2 protein-coding genes are annotated in these 1,225 nt (G+C 75.8%); both read right to left on the bottom strand.

Translation table 11 applies throughout. The annotated features are described in order from the left end of the window. Window positions 1-896, bottom strand: an 896-nt coding sequence (locus ABZY57_RS32790; RefSeq protein ID WP_356518204.1) for an ANTAR domain-containing protein, incomplete at its 3' end; no start/stop codon positions are given. Window positions 897-947: 51 nt separating this feature from the next. Next, the coding region (locus tag ABZY57_RS32785) for a hypothetical protein (RefSeq protein WP_356518202.1) at window positions 948-1,225 on the bottom strand (278 nt) is incomplete at its 5' end.

Here is a 1,225-nt window from a genome sequence, read left to right as displayed (position 1 = left end):
GCCTGGCGCAGCAACACCCGGGAGTCGGCGGCGAAGGGGCCCGGCCGCGTGCGCAGGAAACCGATGACGGCCCGCGGAGACCCGGTGCCGGGCACGGGAACCCAGGCGCGCGACGCCCACCGCTCGGGCGGGTCGCCGATCAGCAGATAGCGCCGGGCGTCCTGTTCGAGATCCTCCAGCCAGAGGGCACGGCGACCGGCGATCGCCTCGTGTGCGGCGACCCCGCTCAGCGGGGGAATGTGGCGCCACTGCTCGGCCAGGGCCGGGGCGATCCCGGCGCTTGCGGTCAGATCGAGGCTTCCTGCGGCGGCCACCGTGTAGATCATCACCGAGTCCACACCGGTGGCCCCGCCGAGCACGGTCACCAAGAGCTCCGCGATGTCGTCGCCGCCGTGCCCCGCGGCCAGACCGTCGGCGATGCGCGCCAGCAGCGCACTCACCCCGTCATCAGCGTGGGGGTGACCGGCTCGACGTCGGCGGGGGCTGAACACCGAGGTACCCGGCTCGTCCTTCGGGCCCGTGGCCGGGGCCGTGGCCGGGCACGAGGTCGGGCCGGTGGTCGAGGACACGGTCGGGGCCGTGACCGAGGCCGTGGGCAGGGAAATCCGCGCGGCCCCCGGCGACCGGCGCGCCCGGACCCGCCCCAGCGTGATCCAGGACTCTTCCAGGACGGTGCGGCCGCGGCGGCCCGCCCGTTCGAGGAGCAACGCGTACGCCGTGTCGGCGGAGACCCCCGCCCGGACCATCAGGACACCCGTGGCCCGCTCGACCACGGCCGTGGTCGCGGCGACGCCTTCCAGATCGGCGAGTTCCGACCGGAGTCTGGCCACGACCCTTGCGAGCGCCACCACCTCGGGTGCGGCGCCCTCACCTACCGGTGCGGCATCGCCCTTCACTCCTTGAGGATCCCACGCGCGCCGCCCGCCCGCCCGGGTGCGGCTCCGGCGTCACTCATCGCGCGGGCCCACCCACCGCGTCCCCTTCCGGCCCGCCTTGCCGCCCGGCTCACCGGGCCCCTGCGGACGGTCCAGACGGCTGGCTTCGTCCGTGTCGGCCGCGGGCGTGGTCCTGTCGTCACGACGTTCGGCGGGCGCCGTGTCCGCGCGGCGGTCGGTGTCAGCCGTGTCCGCGCGGCGGTCGGCGTGACCCTTGCGGCGCCGCTCCTGCTTCCCCTCGCCCTCCAACGGCACCCCTCCCCCCCCACCCAGCTCGTCCAAGGCCGGCC

The organism is Streptomyces sp. NPDC006450, from assembly GCF_040612195.1.
Classification (GTDB): domain Bacteria; phylum Actinomycetota; class Actinomycetes; order Streptomycetales; family Streptomycetaceae; genus Streptomyces.
The sequence above is the reverse complement of the archived record's forward strand: the minus strand, read 5'-3'. Positions and strand labels throughout refer to the sequence as shown.